Source organism: Chryseobacterium sp. X308, assembly GCF_020733145.1.
Lineage (GTDB): Bacteria > Bacteroidota > Bacteroidia > Flavobacteriales > Weeksellaceae > Chryseobacterium > Chryseobacterium cupriresistens.
This window is the reverse complement of sequence record NZ_JAJFZH010000023.1, coordinates 14,763-29,744: the sequence shown is the minus strand read 5'-3', so window position 1 is coordinate 29,744 and position 14,982 is coordinate 14,763. Positions and strand designations below refer to the sequence as shown.

The following is a 14,982-nucleotide window of genomic DNA, read 5'->3' as shown; positions in this document are numbered from 1 at the left end:
TTTCTAAAGAAAACTCCACATTTTTTTGACACTTTTTAACTTTCATACCTCGAAAAAAATCACGATATTTGTGAGTCTTTGCATATAGCAGGATTTTTAATTTTTAATATGAGTCAAAAACAATATACAGCTAGTAGTATTCAGGCATTGGAAGGAATGGAACACGTTCGTATGCGTCCTTCAATGTACATTGGTGATGTAGGAGTCAGAGGACTTCACCACTTGGTTTATGAAGTAGTAGATAACTCTATTGACGAGGCATTGGCAGGGTACTGCGACACGATCTTCGTTAGCATCAAGGAAGGAAACGGAATTGAGGTAAGTGATAACGGTAGAGGTATCCCGGTTGATTTCCACGAAAAAGAGCAGAAATCTGCCCTTGAAGTGGTAATGACAAAAATTGGAGCCGGAGGTAAGTTTGACAAAGACTCTTATAAGGTTTCAGGAGGTCTTCACGGAGTTGGGGTTTCGTGTGTGAATGCTCTTTCCAATGAGATGATCACTACTGTTTACAGAGACGGAAACGTTTACCAGCAGATTTATTCAAGAGGAAAAGCCCAGACAGGTGTTGAGGAGATTGGTCACAGCGAAAAAAGAGGTACCAAGCAGTTTTTCCAGCCGGATGATACCATCTTTACAGAACTAATTTATAATTACGATACATTAGCAAGCCGTTTAAGAGAACTTTCTTATCTTAATAAAGGAATTACCATTACTTTAACGGATGAAAGAGAAAAACTGGAAGACGGATCTTTCCGTTCAGAAGTTTTCCATTCTGAAGGCGGATTAAAAGAATTCGTTGCTTACATCGATGGTAACCGTGAATCTATCATGGAGCATGTGATCTTCATGGAAGGAGAAAGAGATGATATCCCGGTAGAAGTAGCAATGCGTTATAACACTTCTTTCAACGAAAATCTTCACTCTTACGTAAACAACATCAACACTCATGAAGGAGGAACTCATCTTGCAGGTTTCAGACGTGCTTTGACGAGAACCCTTAAAAAATATGCTGATGATTTAGGAATTCCACAGAAAGAGAAAGTAGAAGTTACAGGAGATGATTTCCGTGAAGGATTAACAGCTGTAGTTTCTGTAAAAGTAATGGAACCTCAGTTTGAAGGACAGACTAAAACAAAATTAGGAAACTCTGAAGTTTCCGGAGCTGTAGATAAAATTGTAGGGGAAATGCTTACGAATTTCCTTGAAGAGAACCCAAATGAAGCGAAACAGATCGTTCAGAAGGTGGTTTTGGCTGCAAAAGCAAGACAGGCTGCAAAAAAAGCCCGTGAAATGGTTCAGAGAAAATCTCCGATGGGAGGTTCCGGTCTTCCAGGGAAATTATCAGACTGTTCATCAAAAGATCCGGCAGAATCTGAAATCTTCCTTGTAGAGGGAGATTCCGCAGGGGGTACGGCTAAGCAGGGAAGAGACAGACACTTCCAGGCTATCCTTCCGTTAAGAGGTAAAATTCTGAACGTAGAGAAATCTATGCTTCACAAAGTATATGATAATGAAGAGATCAGAAATATCTATACTGCTCTTGGGGTTTCTGTGGGAACTGAGGAAGACAGCAAAGCATTGAACCTGGCAAAATTAAGATACCACAAGATCGTGATTATGACCGATGCCGATATTGACGGATCTCACATTTCAACACTGATTCTTACTTTCTTCTTCAGATATATGAAGGAACTTATTGAGAACGGTTATATCTATATCGCTCAACCACCTTTATATCTTTTAAAGAAAGGAAACAAAAAAGTATATGCTTATAACGAAAAAGAGCGTGAGGAGTTTACTTTAGAAATGTCTCCGGACGGAAAAGGAGTAGAGGTACAACGTTACAAAGGTCTTGGAGAGATGAACCCTGAACAGCTGTGGGAAACTACATTGAATCCTGAACACAGAATTCTGAAGCAGGTAACCATTGATAATGCAGTGGAAGCAGACAGTATTTTCTCAATGCTGATGGGAGATGAAGTTCCGCCAAGAAGAGAATTTATCGAGAAAAATGCGAAATATGCAAAAATTGATGCATAAACCTTTTTAAAAATATAATAAAAAAGCTTCTGATTATTTAGAAGCTTTTTTTATATTTGGATAAACCAAAAAAACAATAATATGTTAACTCTTTTACAAACAGATCCTTACAACGGAGCAGATGCGGCTTCTGGTGCAGTTGCTGCAGGATTAGGGATCGGAACAATGTTCTTCGGACTGCTTTGCTATATATTCTATGGATATTGCATGTACAAAATTTTCCAGAAAGCAGGAAGACAAGATGCCTGGGCTGCCTTTATTCCTATTTACAACACAATCGTATTACTGGAAATTGTGAAAAAACCGATTTGGTGGATCATTCTTTTCTTTATTCCACTGGTAAACATTTATGCATGCTGGGTGGTATATGACAGACTTGCCAAAGGCTTTGCGAAAGATACACCTCTGTACACCATTCTGATTCTCCTTTTCGGATTTATTTTTATTCCTGTATTGGGATTGGGAAGTGATCGTTTTGACAGTAAACTGGTCCCGAATGATTAAATAGAAAGAAAAAAATGAAAAGACTTCAGCAATGAAGTCTTTTTTTTATTGATCATCTATAGAATTGTAGAATTAATTGTACTTCCCGTTATTATTAATTCTACAGTATTTGAATCATATGGATTGTAAATTATTATAAATTTGAGTGCAGACAATATGAAGTTTATCCCTTCATGTTACAGAATATATATTCTTATTTCAATATAGAATGAATATAAATATTCTGTTATAACTTTTCAGAAATAAGCAATGAAAAGTTGATAATGTGTTCATTACCTTATAAGTACATTAAAAACTGTACTTTTTAAGTATTAGGTTGAAGGCTTCACATGTTGAAGCCTTTTGTATTTTTTTTAACAGTTATTAAGATTTTATTATTTTTGTATAATATTAATAACGATGATGAAAATATTAGTACTGGGGGCTTTATCTACCGCCTCATTATATTTCGCACAGAGCTATCCTGCCTCTGCCATTCCTGAGAATTTAAAGAAAAACGCTAGTGTTGTAATCCGGAAAGATTTTACAACCGTTCAGATCAATAAAGTTGATGAAATAAAATATCAGAAAAATAAGGTAATTACAGTCTTAAATAAAGACGGTGACGATGAGGCAGTAGCTTACATCCCTTATGATAAATCAAAAAGTATTTCAAACATAAAACTTACGATTTACGATGAGGCCGGTAAAAAAATTAAAAGTGTTTCAAAATCTGATTTTAAAGACGTAGCCAACAATCCTCAGGGAGTTTTTTATTCTGATAACAGGATATTGGTTTATTCATATACACCGGTGCAATATCCTTATACTATTGATTTTTCCTATGAAGCGGAAGATGAGGATACTGTTTTTATCCCGGATTTTGTACCTTTTACTTCTACTAAAATATCTCTTGAAGAAGCACAGTTTAAAATCGTTAACACTTCTGGAATAGAACTCAGATCTAAAATTTACCCTTCAAAATACAATTATACCTCTGTGATAGAAAGCGGTAGTGGAAATGATAAAACCTATTCATACAAAAATGTACCTGCTATTGACGATGCTTTTATGATTCCAGAGCCTGTTAAAATCTTACCTGCGGTCAACTTTGCACTTACAAAATTCAGCCTTGCAGGGAAACAGGGAACTTTGAATAACTGGACAGATTTCGGAACCTGGATTTACAATGATCTTTTGGTACCTGTTTCTGTATCTACTCCTGCTATTAAAGCTGAGGTAGCCTCTTTACAATTACAGGGATCTGTAGAAGATAAAGTAAAGAAAATCTATCAGTACATGCAGAACAAAAGCCGATATATTGCTGTGGCTTTGGGAATAGGTGGATGGCAGCCTATGATGCCGGATGAGGTTCAGAAAAAAGGCTATGGAGATTGCAAGGGGCTTACGAATTATATGAAAGTTCTTCTGAATGAAGCAGGGATTCCTTCCAATTATTGCATCATTACCTCCAGTCGGTCACAGGTTTCTTTTGATCCCGAATTTCCTTCTATGGGAGGAAATCATATTATTCTTATGGTTCCAACAGAAAAAGGAAATATATGGCTTGAAAATACCTCTCAGCAAATTGCTTTTAACCATTTAAATTACAGTACTACCGACAGAAATGTACTTGCTGTGACTCCGAAAGGAATCGAACTGATCAATACACCGGTGTATAAAGCAGAACAGAATAAAGAAAAACAAACATTGAGAGTTAATCTTAATGAGGATAATAGTATTATCGGCACCGGTAACTTTTCTTATACCGGAAATCAATATGATGATAATCTGAGATTTGCCAACCTTAATCCTAAAGAAAAGAATGATGCAGTTAAAGAAAGGTTTAATATCCTGAACTTTGAAAAAGTTGAAATGAAAAATTTTAATAACGACAGAGACAATGCCGTTATTACCTATGATCTGGATTTTAAAACCAATAATTTCTCTAAAAAAGCTGGAAACAGCATGTTGTTCAGATCGGTACCTATTTTTAATGATGCAGTCTTTAAAACTGATGAAAACCGTGAGCTTCCTTTTGAAGTAGGCATGTCTTATGAGGATGAATATGAAATTGCCTTTGTTCTTCCTTTAGGATATAAAGTTGATGAAACTCCGGATAACGCAAGCATTACTTCCGAGTTCGGATCTTATAAGCTAAGCTTTGTTAAAAGTGATGATCAGGTAAAAGTGATCAGAAAAATACAGATTAATAAAGGGCTGTATCCAAAAGAAAAGTACAATGACTATATCAGTTTCAGAAAAAAGATCCTGAATATGGATAATTCAAAAATTTTAATAACAAAAATATAACCATGAAAAAAATAATAGTATTGCTTCTTTGCTCAGCCGGCACAATACTGGTAAATGCTCAGAAGAAATATGAATTTCTTAATCCTCCGAAATTTAATGATGCAGATTTGTCTAAAACCAAATCATTACTGGATGAAAATGCTCCTGCAGAGATCTTGTATAAATCTGCTTATTTTATGATCGATAACAATACCGGTAATCTGCATAAAAGATATTTTTACAGAGTTAAGATTTATGATAAAGATAAGGCTGAAGATTGGCTGAATCTCGAAATCCCTATCTATAATATCGGTTCAAACAGAGAATCACTAGGTAAATTCAAGGCTTTTACTTATAATCTTGAAAATGGAAATTCTGTTCCTGTAAAAGTAGAAAAGAGTTCTCAATATAAAAGTAAAGAGAATAAATATGTTACTCTCACAAAATTTGCATTTCCAGGTGTGAAAAACGGGTCAATCCTGGAATATCAATACGAAATTGTATCTCCGTTCAGATTTATGATTCCTGAAGTATTGATAGAATCCGACACGCCTTCTCTGAATACAGAATACGTTTTTGATACTCCGATTAATATGTCATATAACGTAAATTATACAGGGGGAATTACTCCTAAGTACAGAGAGATGGAGGAAAGATACCTATATGGTGCACAATACAGAACCTACAGATTTGCTTATGAAAATCTGAAAGGCTTTAAAACTGAAAAATTTGTAAGAAATGACAGAAACTTCAGAACAAAAATCAGTGCTGAGCTGAATTCTACAAATTTCGGAGAGCTCAAGCTGTATTCTTCCTCATGGGATCAGATTGGGAAGAGATTGTATGAAAGTGAAGATTTTGGAGGAGAACTGAAAAGAACAAAACTGGCAAAAGAAAACATGCCGGCAGGAATTTCAGAAATGAAAACAGATCTTGAAAAGGCAAATGCTATTTTTTCCTATGTTCAAAAGACCTTTACCTGGAATAAAGATAAAGGAATCTACACAGAAGATGGCATCAGGAAACTGTTGGAAACTAAAGTCGGGAACGCTGCAGAAATCAATCTTTTTCTTGTGATGATGCTTCGCGAAGCAGGTCTTAAAGCTGATCCGTTGGTAATTTCTACAGTGGAAAACGGGTTAATCAACCTGGTTTCGCCTAATATTTCCAATATGAATTTTGTATTAGCAGCGATCAGTATTGATGACCAGCTGCATATCTATGATGCCACTTCAAAACAATCTTCTCTGGATGAGATTCCTCTTAAAAACTGGAATCAGTATGGAATTTTAGTCACCAAAGACAAGACTCTTCTGATTCAAATGGCCAATGTGAAGTCAAGTAATACTTTCCTTACAGTCAATGGTAAAATCAATGACGACGGAAGTATTTCAGGAACGTATTCTGACAGAGATACCGGCGCCTACGCAATGTATGTAAAAGACAGCTATGACGATAATGCTGAGAAATACAAAAAACAATACAAGGAAAACTTCTCCATGGACTTTACGGATATCGATTCAAAAGTCTTAGAAAATGGAGACTTTGAAAGCAGTATGAAATTCTCTTCTCCCAACCTGATTGACAGAGTAGGGAAGAAAATGATCATTAATCCTATGCTGTTTTTAAACAAAAGTTCCAATGAATTTGATCAGACGGAAGTAAGACAGTATCCTATCGATTTTGGATCACCGATCACAAAAGTAAAAAAAGTAACTCTTGAAATTCCGGAAGGATACGTGATTGAGGAAATGCCTAAAGAAAAAAAGATTGTCACAGAAGATAAAGAAGTAGAATACACCTATTCTATCGTACAAAAAGGAAATAAGCTGGAGGTAACGACCACAACAAAAATTAACAGTTCAGATTATCCGAAAGAGTATTATCCTGCATTTAAACAAATCTGGGGCGTCGCTTCGAAATTTGAAAACCAGGTAATCAGTCTTGTTAAAAAGTAATGTCTGACGTGATCTGAGTAAAAAAATATATTTTTTTCCAAAACCATTCATCTTTTGAATGGTTTTTGTATATATACTTAAAAAATAAATTATGAAAAATACGATTGCTGTTATAGCATTATCTTCTTTCCTGGCAGTTACGGCCTGTAAAAAAAATGAAAAGGCAGGGCAAGCAGAAAAAACAGAAAATAAAGCGACTGAAGAATTTGTAGTGGACTCTGTGAAAGTCAATGATTCTACAAAAATTACAGACTCCTTAAAAGTAAGTTACACTTCAAAACTGTTGGTTTTCCCTTCTTTAAAAGATAAAAAACTACTGGACAGCATCTATTTTCAGAATGAAAAAATTAAAGACTTTTCCAAAGCTGGTCTTCAGGCTTATCTGGATAATGAAAAAAATAGTTATTTCAATTCTGTAAAAAATGATAATAAAGACTGGGCTTCAGATGTTACTTATGCTCAAAACTGGTATTCAAGCTCACATATGAATCTTATTTCCAACACCAACGGTTATATGCATATCCAATATGTGGGAAGCGGATATGAAGGTGGAGCACATGATAATTATGGCTTCTCAGAAAGAGTTTTTGATCTGAAAAACAGCAAAAAATTAGAATTGAAAGACATTACTTCAATGCCTAAAAATAAAATTGAAGCCATTCTGATGAAGAATATCGATAAAATGAATAGTGGTACGATGGATGGTGACGGAGAAGTGAAAAACTCAGAAATGCTTTTAGTAGATAAAATTCCGGCATCTGATAACTTTTATTTTGATGATAAAAACCTGTATTTTCACTACAGTCCCTATGAAATTGCTGCTTTTGCTGCCGGAGATATTACCATTCCGGTTTCATGGGAAGACCTGAAAGGCACATTAAATGCAGAATTTAAAGAAAGAATGAAAATTAAGTAAATTAATGCTTCCAGTTCAGGAAGCATTTTTTAATTTTGCGGTAATGGACAAAGTAGCTTTTATTATCAATCCTTTTTCGGCCAAAAAAAACTATCAGCCGTTTTTGAACGAACTTAAAGCAAAGGTTAACAATCCTCTGTATTATGTGTCAGAATCTATTCCCGGGACAGATGAATTTATCCAGTCTCACTTCGGAAAGGTAGATATTTTTGTGGCAATAGGAGGGGATGGTACCATTTCTACAGTAGCCAGGAACCTTATTTATACAGAGAAAATTCTCGCAATTTTCCCGGCAGGTTCAGGAAACGGTTTTTCCAATGAAACACAATTCAGTAAAAATCTGGATGAACTTTTAGAAAAAATAAAAGCAAAAAATTCCAGAAAGATCGATACATTTACCGTGAACGACAGGCTTTCCATCAATGTTTCGGGAACAGGTTTTGACGGTAAAGTGGTTAAAGAGTTTGAAAAAACAAGCCGTGGATTCAAAAACTATATCAAAGTTTCTCTGAAAACCTTCTTCAATTACAAACCGATCAAAGTGAAGTTTTTTGATGAGGAATATCAGCAGTATAACGGCAGATATCTGATGATGAACATCGCCAATACCCGGCAGTTTGGTAACAACGCCTATATTGCACCAAAAGCCAGTAAAAGTGACGGGCTGGTTGACATGGTTTTGGTGAAAAAGTTTCCTTTAACGTATTCTGCGCTCTTTGCTTTCAGGATGTTTACCAAAAGGCTGAAAGATGATGAATACGTAACCTATCTTCCGGTCTCTGAAATATCATTTAAAGTCAATACCAAAAACTGGCATCTTGACGGTGAATTCAATAAGATAAAATCACCAATTCATGTTAAAGTACAGCCTTCAAGTTTGAACATTTTGATTTAAAGCCAGTTACTGGTGTGGGTTAATCTGTTTCGGGTTTACCAGTTACTGGTTGTTTGGCTGCGAGTTCGGTTTATTTCGAGTTACGTTTTACACACAATCTTAAACCTTAAACCTTGAACCTTGAATTCTATTCCTATTCCCTGCAGCCTAAAACCTGCCATCTGCCACCTATCTACACTTCCAGTTTCTTTTCAACTTCAGCCGGATGTTCCAGACAGTATTGAAGCTGTTTTTTATCAAGTTGTTTTTCCCAGTTGGCCACTACAACTGTAGCTACGGAATTTCCAATGACATTGGTTAAAGCTCTGCATTCGCTCATGAACTTATCAATTCCAAGAATTAAAGTCATTCCTGCAATCGGAATTTCAGGAACTACGGCCAGCGTTGCTGCAAGCGTAACAAACCCGGCACCTGTGACACCAGCTGCACCTTTTGAACTTAACATGGCTACCAAAAGAAGCATCAGTTGCTTTTCCAGAGGAAGATGAATATTTAATGCCTGTGCAATAAAGAGAGAGGCCAGTGTCATATAAATATTTGTTCCGTCAAGATTGAAAGAATATCCGGTAGGAACTACAAGGCCTACAATAGCCCGTGAGCAGCCGGCTTTTTCAAGTTTTTCCATAATTCCCGGTAGGGCAGACTCTGAAGAGCTTGTGCCCAGAACGAGAAGAAGCTCTTCCTTAAGATAAAAAAGAAGTTTGAAAATATTAAATCCGTTATACCATGTCACCGCTCCCAGTACCAGGACCACAAAAAGGATAGACGTGATATAAAAGGTTCCTACCAGGAATATAAGATTCAGTACAGAATGAAGTCCATATTTTCCGATGGTAAAGGCCATAGCACCGAAAGCTCCTATCGGGGCAAGTTTCATGAGCATATGGACGATTTTAAATACCGGAGTCGACAAATCCTGTAGAAAATCAGTTACTTTCTGGCTCTTTTCTTTTGTTAAAACCAAAGCAACTCCCATTAAAATAGCAACCAGAAGAACCTGCAGGATATTATCACCCACCAAAGGGCTGAATAATGTCTCCGGAATAATATTCATAATAAAACCTGTAAGAGTAGATTCATGAGCTTTTGCCTGGTATTGTGAAACATCACCCGAAAGGGTAGCAGGATCAATGTTCAAACCATGTCCCGGCTGCAGAATATTTCCTACCACTAATCCGATGATAAGAGCCAGAGTTGAAAAGGTAAAAAAATAGATCATTGCCTTGATTGCAATTCTGCCTACTTTTTTCAAATCGGTCATGTGGGCAATTCCTAAAGTAAGGGTTATAAAAATTACCGGAGCGATAATCATTTTTACCAATTTGATGAATCCATCCCCCAATGGTTTCATCTTTTCTCCCAATTCAGGGTAAAATTTCCCAAGAAGAATACCCGCAATGATGGCGATAATCACCTGGAAATAAAGCTGATTGTGTATTTTTTTTGCTTTCAAAGAACAGTCGTTTTGTTTTTTTAAGGGCGAAAATTAAGAAAATTTATCTGAAAACATGACAAAAGTCATTCAAAAGAATCTGTTGAACTTATTTGATAGATTGATTAAAAAGTCAGGGCTTCATTCGAAGAATGAAGCCCTGACTCTATTTCTATATATTAATATGTAGTTTATTCCACTGCTACAGAATCATCTCCACGGCCGTCTGCCACAGCATGGATATTTCCGTTTTCATCAAGAACAATCATTTCTGTTTTTCCGATGTACTTCGTCTTTTCAATGACGTAATTCTTACTTTTCAGTTCAGAAATAGTACTTTCCGGAAAATTATTTTCAACCGTTATGGTTTCAGGAAGCCATTGGTGGTGGAATTTTGGTGCATTGACCGACATGTTTGCATTGAGTTTAAAATCAACCACATTCACAATGGATTGGTATACTGAAGTCGGTATTGTAGTGCCTCCGGGAGTTCCCACAACCATAAAAGGTTTTCCATTCTTAAGAATAATCGTTGGCGTCATTGAAGAAAGCATTCTCTTGTTGGGCTGTATTGAATTGGCCTCTCCACCCACAGCTCCGAACATATTCGGTACTCCGGGTTTGATTGAAAAGTCATCCATCTCATTATTTAAAAAGAATCCTGCTCCCGTAACTAAAACTTTACTTCCGTAATATCCGTTAAGAGTCGTGGTTACAGAAGCTGCATTTCCATCCTTATCCAATACGGAAATATGTGTGGTCTGCATCGATTCTTTCGGTTGTGCTATGATTTTACCGACTTCTGCACTTGGTGTCGCTTTGTCAAAACTAAAGCTTTTCCATCTCCCTTTCAGATAATCATCAGAGATCAGGTAAGAGGTCTTGTCCTGAATAAAATCCGGGTCACCCATATATTCAGCCCTGTCTGCGAACGCTCTTCTTTCTGCTTCAGCCATAATCTGAACTGCTTTTGTTGAGTTCTGCTGATATTTTTCAAGGTTTTCAAAACTGGCCATTCTGAGCATCTGGGCAAGTAGTACTCCGCCGCTTGATGGTAAAGGCATGGTGACAACATCGTTTCCTTTGTAATCAAATTCCAATGCTTTTCTCTCAGCAACTTTATAGTTTTTAAGATCTTCTAATGTGATGATTCCGTTCCCTCTTTTCATTTCAGCAACTAAAAGTTCAGCTGTTTTTCCTTCATAAAAACCTTTAGCTCCCTGTTTCTGGATCAGTTTCAAAGTTTCAGCTAAATCTTTTTGAACCAATAGATCTCCGGCTTTCCATGGAGTATCCTTCACGAAAATGATAGAAGATTTATTATGTTTCTGGAATTTTTCCCTTTGGTTATTCAGCATTTCTGCCTCTTTATCTGTGATGGCAAATCCTTTTTCAGCAAGATCAATGGCGGGCTGAATAATCTTTTCCATAGGAAGTTTACAATATTTCAACGTAGCAAAAAATCCTGCTACGCTTCCCGGGATGCCTACTGCAAGTCTGCCGTTCTGGGATAAATCTGTATCTGCCTTTCCTTTTTCATCAATATACATATCACGGGAAGCCTTTTTCGGAGCTGTTTCCCTGTAATCCAGTGTGAATTTTTCACCATTATTCTTTACGCCTACCAGAAATCCTCCGCCACCGATGTTTCCGGCCTGCGGATACACTACAGCAAGAGCATATTGTGTTGCGGTAACAGCATCGTAGGCATTTCCGCCCATCTTTAAGATTTTGGCTCCTGCTTCACTGGCTAACGGATGTGCAGAGACTACAACACCTTTCTTTTTTACCTGTACTTCTTTGATAATATTGATGTCAGTAAATTGTGCCCAGCTGAGCTGTGCAGCCAAAAGCATCGAAGCAATTAAAATCTTCTTCATATGATTGTTTTTTTCTTAGGACAAAATTATTGAATTTTTTGTGTAAATGGCTGTTTTTATTAGAGGTATGAAAATTATACATTGTTGTTTGAAGTTGTTGATATATTTTAAGTTAATTTATGTTTTATTGTTAATTTATTTAATAATATTGAATAATGTTTAAATTATTTAGAGTTTTTATGAATTTTAATTTATTTTTTATGATTCGAATTGCTACATTTGAAAAAAAAATACATGAAAAAAAATTACCAGAAAATTATCTTTTTGGGAACCTTGGTCTTTGTGTCAGCCAGCTTGGATGCACAAACGAAAGATTCTATAAAAGTAAAGGCAGTAGATGAAGTTAAAATTACTGTAGGATCCAGAAATAAAAGCCGAGTTGCAACTGATACTCCTGTTCCTGTGGATGTTATCAATATTGGATCACAATCTGTGCTAAGTCCGCAAACCGATCTTAATCAGATCTTAAACTATGCTGCGCCGTCTTTTACTTCCAATTCAACAACTGTAGCAGATGGTACGGATCATGTTGATCCAGCTCAATTGAGAGGACTCGGGCCGGATCAGGTACTTGTTTTACTTAATGGAAAAAGAAGGCATACTTCATCACTGGTTAATATTAACGGTTCTCCGGGTAGAGGATCTGTAGGGACTGATCTGAATGCTATTCCTGCTTTTGCTATTGAAAGGCTGGAAGTATTGAGGGATGGGGCTTCAGCGCAGTATGGCTCTGATGCAATTGCCGGGGTTATTAATGTGATCATGAAGAAAAATACCAATGCATTTACCGCAGCGATTATGGGAGGTGGATTTAATTCGAAAGGAGCTAATGATCATACCGGAGGATGGGATGGAGAGAAATATCAGCTTGATCTTAATTACGGAACTAAAATTGGTAATAATGGGTTCGTCAATTTTACGGCAAGTTTGCTGAACAGAAATGATACCGGAAGAGCCAGGTCGGCGGCAGGTGATATTTTTAATGCATATAATGCTATTGAGCAAAGAGCATTAGAAAAAGGAGTTAATATTTCCGCTCTTTTCGGGAATATCAATAACACTCCCAATACGCAACAAATCATAGATTATATACATCAGTATGCTCCGCATGTCAATTATTTTACTGCAGCACAGCAGGCTGATATTCAGTCGGCAAATACAATTACAGCCCTGCAGAATCTGCTGAAGGGTGATGTAACTGAAAATGAACTTGCTTACAGAGGGTTAACAAGAGACGACTTTAATATGAGAGTGGGGCAGTCTAGGTTAGGATCCGGTCAGTTTTTTATGAACTCCGAATTTGATCTGTCCTCAACAATCCGTGGATATGCTTTTGGAGGAATCTCCTACAGAGCGGGAAATGCAGCTGGGTTTTACAGAAGGCCTAATCAAAACAGAACTTCAACGTCAATATATCCTAATGGTTTCTTACCGGAAATTGCTTCTGATGTTATAGATCTCTCTTTTGCAGCAGGATTTAAAGGAAAATTAGGAAATATTAATTATGATATCAGTAACACTTACGGAAGCAATACTTTTGACTATACAATAAAAAATACAGCCAATGCATCCATGCTGTATCCTGGTAAAAGAGAGTTTAATGCAGGAGGTTTGGGGTTCTCTCAAAATACCATCAATGCAGATTTCGATACAAAGTTAGACTGGTTAAAAGGATTTAATATTGCCTTTGGAGGAGAAATGAGGTTTGAAAAATACAAAATAGAAAATGGCGAGGAAGCCTCATGGGCTCTTTATGATATTAATGGGAATCGGGGGTCTGCGATTAAACCTACTGATTTTTTTGGAAACATAAGGCCCGGAGGAGCTCAGGTGTTCCCTGGTTTTAGACCAGAAAATGCTTTAAATAAAGGAAGACATTCCGTAGCTGCTTATGTGGATACGGAACTGGATGTTACAGACAAGTGGCTTTTGAGTGCCGCTTTGAGATATGAAAACTATTCAGACTTTGGTTCTACATTCAACTATAAGCTGGCAACAAGATATAAGCTGACGGATCATATCAATCTGCGGGCGGCACATTCCACGGGATTCAGGGCTCCTTCTTTACAGCAGATTTATTTTAATGCTACAGCGACACAGTTTGTGGGCGGAACAGCATATGAAGTAGGTACGTTTTCTAATGATTCTGATGTAGCACGTATTCTTGGAATTCCACAATTGAAACAGGAAGAGTCGGTGAGTTATTCTGCCGGTTTTACGGCTAAGATTCCACAGGCCAATCTTACATTTACAGTAGACGGTTATTACATTAAGATTAAAAACAGGGTGGTCTTAACAGATCAGTTTTCAAGACCGTCAGGAACCTATCCGGTGGGAAGTGATCTTGCTAAATTACAGACTGCTTTTGATAAGGCCAATGCAAATGCTGCCACTTTCTTCGCGAATGCGATTGATACTCAGACTAAGGGTGTTGAAGGAGTGATTTCACATAAAGCAAGACTTTCTCAGGCGGTAGCTTTGAATTCTGATTTTGCAGTTACGGTGTCAAAGACGAACAGGATAGGAGATATACATGGTTCCGATATTTTAGTCAATGCCGGGCAGATCAACAGGTATTATTCGGAATCCAGCCGTGTTTACCTTGAGGAAGCTATCCCAAGGTTCAAAGCTTCCCTGAATAATGCCCTTGAAATTAATAAATTCAGTGTGCTGCTAAGGAATGTTTATTTCGGAAAAGTTACCGACCCTAATACGATGGATGCTAACGGGGATGGAATCGTAAGCGGAGAAATCATTAACGGCCAGGCTGTCGCTACTGAACATCCGGTTTGGGGAGGAAAAATAATTACCGACCTGTCTGTTGGATATAATTTTAATAAAAACTTTAAGCTGACAATCGGGGCAAATAATTTGTTTGATATTTATCCTGATAAAAACTACGGTCCGGCAACGCTAAAAACTCCTTCTCTGGATGCTTCCGGTAACCTCGTGTATGTTAATACATCTACTATCGATCTTTCTAATCAGAATCAGTTTGTATACTCGAGAAATGTTTCTCAGTTCGGAATGAACGGAAGATTTCTTTTTGCCAGAGTAAATCTTACTTTTTAATTACAAGCTTA

General features: G+C 36.9%; 9 protein-coding genes. 7 read left to right on the top strand and 2 right to left on the bottom strand.

Annotated features, from left to right (window positions below):
- Nucleotides 1-108: 108 nt before the first annotated feature.
- The 6 genes from gyrB to LIV57_RS19455 all read left to right on the top strand — a co-directional run bounded on the left by gyrB (nucleotide 109) and on the right by LIV57_RS19455 (nucleotide 8,587).
- Nucleotides 109-2,043 carry a DNA topoisomerase (ATP-hydrolyzing) subunit B gene (gyrB, locus tag LIV57_RS19480; protein ID WP_227943933.1) on the top strand — a complete coding sequence of 645 codons (1,935 nt, stop codon included), beginning with the start codon at nucleotides 109-111 and terminating at the stop codon, nucleotides 2,041-2,043.
- An 81-nt stretch (nucleotides 2,044-2,124) separates the two neighbouring features.
- Nucleotides 2,125-2,547 (top strand): DUF5684 domain-containing protein, encoded by a 423-nt coding sequence (locus LIV57_RS19475; RefSeq protein WP_227943932.1) that lies wholly within the window; start codon nucleotides 2,125-2,127, stop codon nucleotides 2,545-2,547.
- A 399-nt stretch (nucleotides 2,548-2,946) separates the two neighbouring features.
- Nucleotides 2,947-4,839: a DUF3857 domain-containing protein gene (locus tag LIV57_RS19470; RefSeq protein WP_227943931.1), complete on the top strand. Its 1,893-nt coding sequence runs from the start codon at nucleotides 2,947-2,949 to the stop codon at nucleotides 4,837-4,839.
- Nucleotides 4,840-4,841: 2 nt separating this feature from the next.
- On the top strand, nucleotides 4,842-6,776 hold the full coding sequence (locus LIV57_RS19465) for a transglutaminase-like domain-containing protein (RefSeq protein WP_227943930.1): 1,935 nt from the start codon (nucleotides 4,842-4,844) through the stop codon (nucleotides 6,774-6,776).
- Nucleotides 6,777-6,867: 91 nt separating this feature from the next.
- Nucleotides 6,868-7,692 carry an RsiV family protein gene (locus LIV57_RS19460; RefSeq protein ID WP_227943929.1) on the top strand — a complete coding sequence of 275 codons (825 nt, stop codon included), beginning with the start codon at nucleotides 6,868-6,870 and terminating at the stop codon, nucleotides 7,690-7,692.
- A gap of 43 nt (nucleotides 7,693-7,735) precedes the next feature.
- On the top strand, nucleotides 7,736-8,587 hold the full coding sequence (locus LIV57_RS19455) for a diacylglycerol/lipid kinase family protein (RefSeq protein WP_227943967.1): 852 nt from the start codon (nucleotides 7,736-7,738) through the stop codon (nucleotides 8,585-8,587).
- A 172-nt stretch (nucleotides 8,588-8,759) separates the two neighbouring features.
- Here the strand turns inward: LIV57_RS19455 and LIV57_RS19450 are convergent, their stop codons facing one another.
- Both LIV57_RS19450 and ggt read right to left on the bottom strand, forming a co-directional pair.
- Entirely contained in the window at nucleotides 8,760-10,040 is a 1,281-nt protein-coding gene (locus LIV57_RS19450) for a dicarboxylate/amino acid:cation symporter (RefSeq protein ID WP_227943928.1), read from the bottom strand.
- Nucleotides 10,041-10,210: 170 nt separating this feature from the next.
- Nucleotides 10,211-11,899: a gamma-glutamyltransferase gene (ggt, locus tag LIV57_RS19445; RefSeq protein WP_227943927.1), complete on the bottom strand. Its 1,689-nt coding sequence runs from the start codon at nucleotides 11,897-11,899 to the stop codon at nucleotides 10,211-10,213.
- Between the two features lie 234 nt (nucleotides 11,900-12,133).
- Here ggt and LIV57_RS19440 point away from each other — a divergent pair, with 234 nt between their 5' ends.
- A complete protein-coding gene (locus LIV57_RS19440) occupies nucleotides 12,134-14,971 on the top strand; it encodes a TonB-dependent receptor plug domain-containing protein (RefSeq protein ID WP_227943926.1) in 2,838 nt (945 codons plus the stop codon).
- Nucleotides 14,972-14,982: the final 11 nt, after the last annotated feature.

Coding starts and splice junctions, on each gene's coding strand:
- gyrB (WP_227943933.1), top strand. CDS start 109: ATGAGTCAAAAACAATATACAGCTAGTAGTATTCAGGCATTGGAAGGA.
- LIV57_RS19475 (WP_227943932.1), top strand. CDS start 2,125: ATGTTAACTCTTTTACAAACAGATCCTTACAACGGAGCAGATGCGGCT.
- LIV57_RS19470 (WP_227943931.1), top strand. CDS start 2,947: ATGATGAAAATATTAGTACTGGGGGCTTTATCTACCGCCTCATTATAT.
- LIV57_RS19465 (WP_227943930.1), top strand. CDS start 4,842: ATGAAAAAAATAATAGTATTGCTTCTTTGCTCAGCCGGCACAATACTG.
- LIV57_RS19460 (WP_227943929.1), top strand. CDS start 6,868: ATGAAAAATACGATTGCTGTTATAGCATTATCTTCTTTCCTGGCAGTT.
- LIV57_RS19455 (WP_227943967.1), top strand. CDS start 7,736: ATGGACAAAGTAGCTTTTATTATCAATCCTTTTTCGGCCAAAAAAAAC.
- ggt (WP_227943927.1), bottom strand. CDS start 11,899: ATGAAGAAGATTTTAATTGCTTCGATGCTTTTGGCTGCACAGCTCAGC.
- LIV57_RS19440 (WP_227943926.1), top strand. CDS start 12,134: ATGAAAAAAAATTACCAGAAAATTATCTTTTTGGGAACCTTGGTCTTT.